The sequence below is a fragment of the Stenotrophomonas sp. 278 genome (assembly GCF_003935715.1).
Classification (GTDB): domain Bacteria; phylum Pseudomonadota; class Gammaproteobacteria; order Xanthomonadales; family Xanthomonadaceae; genus Stenotrophomonas; species Stenotrophomonas maltophilia_AH.
Window position 1 is genome coordinate 1 of record NZ_RHPP01000165.1, and the last position, 7,916, is coordinate 7,916.

Consider the following 7,916-nt stretch of genomic DNA (forward strand, 5'->3'; position numbering starts at 1 on the left):
GCGTGCCACCACGTCGTGGCGGTCGCACGCGGCGCGCAGGCAGGCGGCGGCCGCACGCAGGAGCGTGTCGCCGGCGGCCTGGCCATGCTGGTCATTGAGTGACTTGAAGTCGTCGATTTCCACCAGCAGCAGTGCCGTGCGACGCGTGCTGGCAAAGGTCGGCATCTCGATCTCCAGCAGCCGCTCGGCCTCGCGCCGGTTGGGCAGGCCGGTCAGGCTGTCGGTACTGATCAGGGTGGTCAGCTGCTGCCGCTGCCGGCGCAGACGGACCACCATCACCAGAGCGACGCCCATCACCAGTGCCAGCGCCACCACGGCGGCGTTGCGGATCACCCGCAACCGTTCCAGGTCCTGCACGGCATTGACCTGGGTCGGATTGATGCTGCGTTCGGCGGTGGCCTGCAGTTGCGCCAGCTGGGCCAGTGCCTTGTCCTGGGCCCGGCGCTGGTCCAGCTGCCGCGCTTCGCGCGAGAGGGCCACGGCCTTGTCGCGTTCGCCCAGCAGCAGATGGATGTCGCCCAGCAGCTCCAGACCCTGACGTACCTCTTCCTCGAAGTGTCCGCGCTTGGCCAGCGCCAGTGCCTGCTCGGCCAGCGGCTTGGCAGCGCGCACATCGTCCTGGTCCAGCTTTACCAGGGCCAGCCGCTGCAGGGTGACCACCTGGCCCTGCGGGTCCTGCGCAGCCTGCCAGGCCAGCGCCCCGCGCAGTCCCGCTTCGGCGGCCTCGAGCTCACCGCGGACCCGCGCGATCTCGGCGCGGTGGCTGGCCATGCGCTGCATCATCAGGTCCTGCCCGCTCAGGCGCACCCCGACCGCTTCGGCGCGTTTGAAGGCGACCGCCGCTTCGTCGTACCGCTGCAGCAGCAGCAAGGCATAGCCGTAGTTGTAGTAGACGACCAGATCGCCCGGTGAAGGCGGCCGGCGCAGATGGTCGGTCAGCTCGGTGGCCTTGCGCAGGTAGGTCAGCGCACCCGCCGCGTCGCCCATGGCCTCACCGCGGATCATCGAAATCATCATCAATGATGCAATCTGGCCCTGCACGTCGCGCTGCTGCACGGCTTCGTCCAGGAACTCGCCGACCAGCGTGAGCGCCTGTGCCTGCTTGCCCTGCCACAGCAGCAGGTGCGCCGCCAGCGACTGCGCGCGCATGCGGTCATCGGTGCTGGCGTCGGTGCGCTGTGCGGCCGCCAGCAGGCGCGCGGGCAGGTCAGCGGTCTGGTCCAGCTGGCCCTGCTGGCGCAGCGCGAAGCCCAGGCAGCCCACTGCGCTGATCTCCACCGAGGTGGGCAGATCGGGCTGGGCCAACAGCGTCTGCGCGAGCTGCAGCGAGGTCTGCGGCGCACTGCTGAGGGTGGCCTGGCACTGCTCCACCTGCGCGGCCAAGGGCGTGCCTTCGCCCGCGCGCTGCGCGTGCACCGGTGCGGCGCTGAGCGCCAACAGACAGACCAGCGCGGGTGGCACGCGCCGGATGAACGGCTTGATGAACATGAAAACAGCGACTTCCCCGGGTCGATGGCTACTATACCTGCGTTATCCCCAGCCGCCGGCCCTTCCGGCGGGGACTTGCTGAACCGCATGCCTGTACCGCCGTACCACGATCCTGCTGCGCCTGCCCCGACCGGGCTGGGCCGCCGCACCGACACGCTGCTGCGGGGGTTGCTGCTGCTGGTGGCCCTGTATCACGTGGTTTTCGCCGGCTGGCTGGCGTACCGCACCGGGCCAGGGCTGGACCAGATGGTGCCGGCCATGGCGGTCCTGCAGGTGCTGGTCTGCGCGCTGTGTCTGGTCGAGCACCACGCCGGGCGCAGCGTGCGCGCCGCCAACACCTTCGTGCTGGCGCAGATGCCGCTGCTGATGCTGGCCTACGGCTACTGGGGGCTGGCAGCGCTGATGCGGCTGCAGCTGGGCCAGGTCGTGCCCCTGCTGCTGGTCGCCGCCGTGCTGGGGCACCGCACCTTGAGCTGGGCGGCGGCGGCGCTGTGCGGCCTGCAGCTGCTGGGTGCCTGGGTGGACGCCTCCGGCGCGATGTTCCGAGGTGACCGCCTGCAGCTGGTGGGTACCGACCTCGGCGTCGGCCTGTTTGGCGTGCTGTTCACCGCGTGGCTGCTGCACCACAGTGTGACCGGGCTGCGTGAAAGCCTGCAGATGGCACAGCAGCGCAGTCAGGAGCTCGCGCGCAAGCGCGACGAGCTGCAACTGGAGATCCAGGAGCGCGAGCGCGCCCGCGACCAGCTGGTGCACGCGATGAAGATGGAGAACGTGGGCCGCCTCGCCAGTGGCATCGCGCACGATTTCAATCACCTGCTGGGGCTCATCCAGATGTATGTGGCCAAGGCGGGGCGCAGCCAGGGCGAACCGCAGCAATCCGCCTTGAACGGAGCGGACGCGGCGGTACGCCGGGCCAGCGCGGTCAGCCGTCGGCTGATGGACTTCAGCCGCCTGGAGGCTGCGCGGCCCCAGTTGCTGGACGCCGCCGCTACCGTCAACGGCCTCACCCCGCTGCTGGAGCAGATGTTTCCCCGGGGCGTGGATGTGCAGGTGGACACCGGCGGCGTGCAGCGCCTGATCCATTTCGACCCCGCGCAGCTGGAATCGATACTGCTCAGCCTTGCCGTCAATGCCCAGCAGGCGATGCCCGAAGGCGGCCGCTTCACGCTGGCGCTGCAACCCGCCGAGGGCGATCAGTTGCTGCTGCGGGTTGAAGACACCGGCGTGGGCATGAGCGAAGAGGTGCGTGCGCGCTGCCTGGAGCCGTTCTTCACCACCAAGCCGATCGGGCAGGGCACCGGCCTGGGCTTGGCGGTGACGGTACGCCTGATCAGCGCGGCCGGCGGCTCGGTGCAGGTGCACAGCCAGGCCGGGCAGGGCACCCAGGTGCACCTGCGGCTGCCGTCGCGGTCGATCGGGCCGGCACCGGCGTGACGCTGATCCCAGGCCGGTCGTCCAGCAGCTGGCTGCGCGGGCGAGGCGGCGCGTCCGGCCACCAGGCCGCGACCTTGAAGGCGACGCCGTCCACAAGGCGGCCGGACACCTGGCCGACGGTGGGTTCAAGATGGATCAGCCGAAGTTTCGTCGGTGCCCGCGTTTCCGGCGGGACGCGCTGCATGACTTCGTCGGCCAGCCGCGTGGCGATGCGCCCGCGCTCCGGACGCGGGTAGGTTCCGGAGGGCTTCAACAAACCCAGTTCACGCCATACCTCGAGGCGAAGACGCTCGTGCTCGTCCTCGCGCGTGTCCCGATGCCGGGACACCTGCGTGCGGGTCAGCGTGACATTGCCGTCCACGTACAAGGTGGCATTGTCGATCGTGCTGAGCTGACGCGCGGCCTGTCGCTGGCCGGGCGCGGGCTCGGGGAGGCCCTGCGGCACGGTGAGCGGAATCCAGATGGAAGGGTCTGCTGCAGTGGCGGGATCCATCTCGTACGGCCTTCAGCGAGGGTGGGCACCCACGGTTACAGAAGCGCCAGACACCGACAAGAGCCAGTTGCGACATAACCCACTACACTGGGGCGACGTCTGCTCCCGGAACACGGCCCTTGGTCTCAAGCTGGATCCTGCTGCTGGTCTCGGTGGCCTACGCCGCCCTGCTGTTCGGTGTGGCCTGGTGGGGCGACCGACGGCCGATGTACCCCGACCGCCCGTGGCTGCGCCCGGTGGTCTACAGCCTGGCCCTGGCGGTGTACTGCTCGTCATGGACGTTCTACGGTGCCGTCGGGACCGCGGTGCGCAACGGCATCGGGTACCTGCCCATCTACCTGGGCCCGCTGCTGATGCTGCTGTTTGGCTGGCGCATCATCGAGCGCCTGGCGCTGATCGCCCGCAGCCAGAACGTGGTCTCCATCGCGGATTTCATCTCGTCGCGTTTCGGCCGCTCGCGGCGGCTGGCCGCACTGGTGGCCGGCATCGCGCTGATCGGCATCGTGCCGTACCTGGCCCTGCAGTACAAAGCGGTCGCGATGAGCCTGGAAGTGCTGACCGGGCACCATGGCCCTACCGGGTACTTCGGGGATCCGGCGCTGTACGTGGCGCTGTTGATGGCGCTGTTCGCCACGTTGTTCGGCACCCGCCAGATCGATGCCACCGAACATCACCACGGGATGATGCTGGCCATCGCGTTCGAGTCGATGGTCAAGCTGCTGGCCATGGTCGCGGTGGGCCTGTTCGCCTACCTGTGGCTCAACGACCGCGGCGAGGCGGTCATGCGCAGCGCGCACACGCTGTTCACCGGGCTGCCGCCGGTCGGCTTCATCTCGCAGACCCTGCTTGGATTCCTGGCGATCATCTGCCTGCCGCGGCAGTTCCACGTGGCGGTGGTGGAGTGCGCCGACGTCGGCGATGTGCGCCGCGCGCGCTGGATGTTCGGCGGCTATCTGATCGTGATCTCGGCCATGGTGATTCCCATCGCCACCGCTGGCGTGACGCTCTTCGGGAGTGGCGGCACCGTGGCCGACGACAGCATGGTGCTGGCACTGCCGCTGGCCGAGGGCCGCCGCCTGCTGGCGCTGGTGGCCTACGTCGGCGGATTCTCGGCCGCCACCGGCATGGTCATCGTCACCTCCATCGCCCTGGCCACCATGGTCAGCAACGATCTGGTGATGCCCGTGCTGCTGCGTCGCAGTGGCGACCACCGCGAAGCGGCCGAAGTTGCCTCGAAGGTACTGTGGATCCGCCGCCTGGCCATTCTGGCGCTGGCATTCGCCGCCTACAGCTACTACCGCGGCAGCAGCAATGACAGCACGCTCGCCTCCTATGGCCTGATGGCATTCGCTGCGGTGGCGCAGTTCGCACCCGGGCTGATCGGCGGCCTTTACTGGCGCGGAGCCAGCCGCCGAGGCGTGGAGGCCGGCATCGTGCTGGGCTTCTGCACCTGGATCTATACCCTGCTGCTGCCGGCGCTGACCCACGCCGGCTGGATGGACCCGGTCTGGCTGAGCGCGGGGCCGCTGGGCATTGAATGGCTGCAGCCGCAGCGACTGTTCGGCATGAGCGGCTGGGACCCGCTGACCCATGGCACGTTCTGGTCGCTGCTGGTGAACGTGGCGGTCATGGTGCTGGGCTCGGTGCGATGGCGGCCCGGGGTGGACGAACGCCTGCGCGCCGCCCCCTTCCTTGATCCCTATGCCGAACGCCCCTCGGTGGCCGGTGCCTGGCCGGGCCATGTGCATGTGGCTGATCTGCTGGCGCTGGCCTCGCGGGTGGTCGGCGAACGCCATGCCCGACGTGCCTTCTTCGAGCAGGCGCAATCCATGGAGCGCGACCTGCAGGCGTCCGCACCCGCCGACCGCGCCTGGGTGCAGTTCACCGAACGTCTGCTGGCAGCTTCGATTGGTGCCGCGTCGGCCCGGCTGCTGCTGACCAGCCTGCTGCGTGGTTCCGGCATGGACCTGGGCGAAGTGGTGGCCGTTCTGGACGAGGCCGGCCAGGAGCTGCGCTTCAACCGCGAAATTCTGTCCACCACGCTGGAGAACATCAGCGCCGGGGTCAGCGTGGTCGACCCGGAGATGCGGCTCACCGCCTGGAACCGCCGCTACCAGCAGATGTTCGGCTACCCCGACGGCATGCTCTACGTCGGCCGGCCGGTGGCCGACCTGATCCGTTACAACGCCGAGCGCGGCGAGCTCGGCGAGGGTGACATCGAACTGCAGATCAACCGCCGCATCGGCTACATGCGGGCGGGCTCGCCGCACATCTTCGAACGCACCCGCAGCGACGGCAAAGTCATTGAAATGCGCGGCCAGGCACTGCCGGGCGGCGGCTACGTGACCAGCTACAACGACATCACCGACTACAAGCACGCCGAGAAGGCACTGCTCGAAGCCAATGAAACGCTGGAACAGCGGGTGGCCGAACGTTCGCATGAAGCGGAAGTCGCGCAGCAGTCCAAGACCCGCTTCCTGGCAGCGATCAGTCATGACGTGCTCCAGCCGCTCAATGCGGCGCGCCTGTTTGCTTCGGCGTTGCGTGACAGTCATCAGAACAACGAGGAGCAGCGTCACCTGGCCGAGCGCGTCGATGCTTCGCTGCGTGCGGCAGAGGAACTGCTGGACGGACTGCTGGACGTCTCCCGCCTGGAGGCTGGCGGCCTGCACCCGGTGGTCGGCGAGTTTGACGTCAGCCTGCTGATGCGCGAACTGGCGGCGCAGTACTCGCCCGTCGCCGCCGGTCGCGGCCTGCGCCTGGACCTGTTCGCACGCCCGGCGTGGGTGCGCAGCGACCGCCGTCTGTTACGCCGGGTGCTGCAGAACTTTCTCGCCAACGCCCTGCGCTACACCCGCCAGGGTCGCATCGTGATGGCCGTGCGGCATCGGGGAGACAGCATCGAGCTGCAGGTCTGGGACACCGGGCCGGGCATTCCCGAGCATCACATGCAGCAGATCTTCGACGAGTTCCATCGCTATCAGCAGCCCTTTGACTGGGGCGAACAGGGGTTGGGCCTGGGTCTGTCGATCTGCCAGCGCATATCGCGGCTGCTCGATCACCAGCTCAATGCACGCAGCCGCGTCGGCCGTGGCAGCATGTTCTCGATCCTGCTGCCGCGTGCGCCGACCCCGCAGCTGCCTGCGCCGGCCCCGGTGTCGGCGGAGCGCCCGGTACGTACCGATTCGCTGGCGGGCATGCGCGTGCTGTGCGTGGACAACGACCAGGAGATCCTGGACGGCATGCGCGCATTGCTGGGCCGCTGGCAGGTGCAGGTGATCACGGCCAGCACCGTCGACCAGGCGCTGGACGAAGTGCAGGCGCAGCCGGACGTGATGCTGGTCGACTACCACCTGCACGACCGCCTGGATGGGCTGGATGCGCTGGTTGCCCTCCGCGAGAAGGCAGGCCGCGACATTCCGGGGGCGCTGTTGACCGCCGACGGCCGCGATGAGCTCAAACGGATGGCACGTGAGCGGGGTTACCGGTTGCTGACCAAACCGATCAAACCGGCATCGCTGCGCGCTTTCCTTACCGCGCACTCGCGTCTGTCCGGCTGATTCGGAGTCGTCCCGGTCCAATATGCGTGAACCCCGTCTATGCTGCGCGGCCGCACCGCGTCGCCAGGGAGTCCATGTGCCCGCCATTCCGCATCGTTCGGTCCTCAACATGCCCCTGCAGTCTGTCTGGGCGCTGCCGACCGCGGCGGTGATCGGCGCGGCCGTAGGAGGTGGCGTGGCAGCGGCGTTGCAGGGGGTGTCGAACGCGCTGCCGGGGTTGACCCTCGGCAGCCTGCTCGGGGTGGGCTGGGCCAGCGTGCAGCAGGGCATGGACGAACAGCAGGCGCGTATCCGCGCCTACCACGCGCACGTTCGTGCGTTCGCTGACTACCCGGCCGTGCACGCGCTGCTGTGCAGGGCAGGAACCACCGCCGACAACGCGGCAGCCCTGCAGCGCCTTGCTGAAAAGCTGGAAGACGACTTCGCGCGCATGACCGATCGGTTCAAAGCGTTCTGCGAGCTTCGCCAGATGACGCCCAACCGCCTGATCGGCGAGGTGATCCGGCATTTCTACCTCACCCATTGCGCCGACCGTGGCATTGTCCTGATCAGCAGACGCAACGCGCGCGCCTGCTATCTGGTTGCCGCCCATGCACATGACCAGGACGCCATCGCCCATGCGTTGAACCAGGACGGTATCAGCGCCGGAACCGTGCTGCGACAGATGCGCTGCCCGTACCTGCGCGTGGACCTGGCCAACGAGCGGTTGGCCGATGCGCAGGCGTTCACGACCGAGGTGCGCGACGGAGAGTGGCGCGTACTGCCTGCAGAACCTGCGGCTGGCCACCCCACCGAAGCGCTTGCCACCGGACCCTTCGTGGACGTCACCCGCCGCCGCCGCCCGCGGGTGGACTCCCTGCAGCGTGGACGGCCGCTGGCAGTTCGAGGGGGCCAATCCGCACCGCCCTGCGCCGCGCCGCTGCTGCGGCGCGGGCCATTGC

At 68.8% G+C, this 7,916-nt stretch carries 5 protein-coding genes; 3 read left to right on the plus strand and 2 right to left on the minus strand.

The annotated features are described in order from the left end of the window. Nucleotides 1–1,488, minus strand: a 1,488-nt coding sequence (locus EGJ34_RS19100) for a GGDEF domain-containing protein (RefSeq protein WP_125362037.1), incomplete at its 3' end; no start/stop codon positions are given. Between the two features lie 87 nt (nucleotides 1,489–1,575). On the opposite strand from EGJ34_RS19100, the gene EGJ34_RS19105 reads away from it, so the two are divergent. Continuing rightward, on the plus strand, nucleotides 1,576–2,922 hold the full coding sequence (locus EGJ34_RS19105; protein ID WP_185750252.1) for an ATP-binding protein: 1,347 nt from the start codon (nucleotides 1,576–1,578) through the stop codon (nucleotides 2,920–2,922). Here the strand turns inward: EGJ34_RS19105 and EGJ34_RS19110 are convergent. Beyond that, nucleotides 2,819–3,415 (minus strand): hypothetical protein, encoded by a 597-nt coding sequence (locus tag EGJ34_RS19110; protein WP_125362039.1) that lies wholly within the window; start codon nucleotides 3,413–3,415, stop codon nucleotides 2,819–2,821. The two genes, EGJ34_RS19105 and EGJ34_RS19110, sit on opposite strands and share 104 nt — an antisense overlap. A 119-nt stretch (nucleotides 3,416–3,534) precedes the next feature. Between EGJ34_RS19110 and EGJ34_RS19115 the strand changes: the two genes are divergently transcribed. Together EGJ34_RS19115 and EGJ34_RS19120 are read left to right on the plus strand one after the other, a co-directional pair. Then, nucleotides 3,535–6,975: a PAS domain-containing hybrid sensor histidine kinase/response regulator gene (locus EGJ34_RS19115; protein WP_125362040.1), complete on the plus strand. Its 3,441-nt coding sequence runs from the start codon at nucleotides 3,535–3,537 to the stop codon at nucleotides 6,973–6,975. Nucleotides 6,976–7,084: 109 nt separating this feature from the next. Then, nucleotides 7,085–7,916, plus strand: an 832-nt coding sequence (locus EGJ34_RS19120; RefSeq protein ID WP_148100524.1) for a hypothetical protein, incomplete at its 3' end; no start/stop codon positions are given.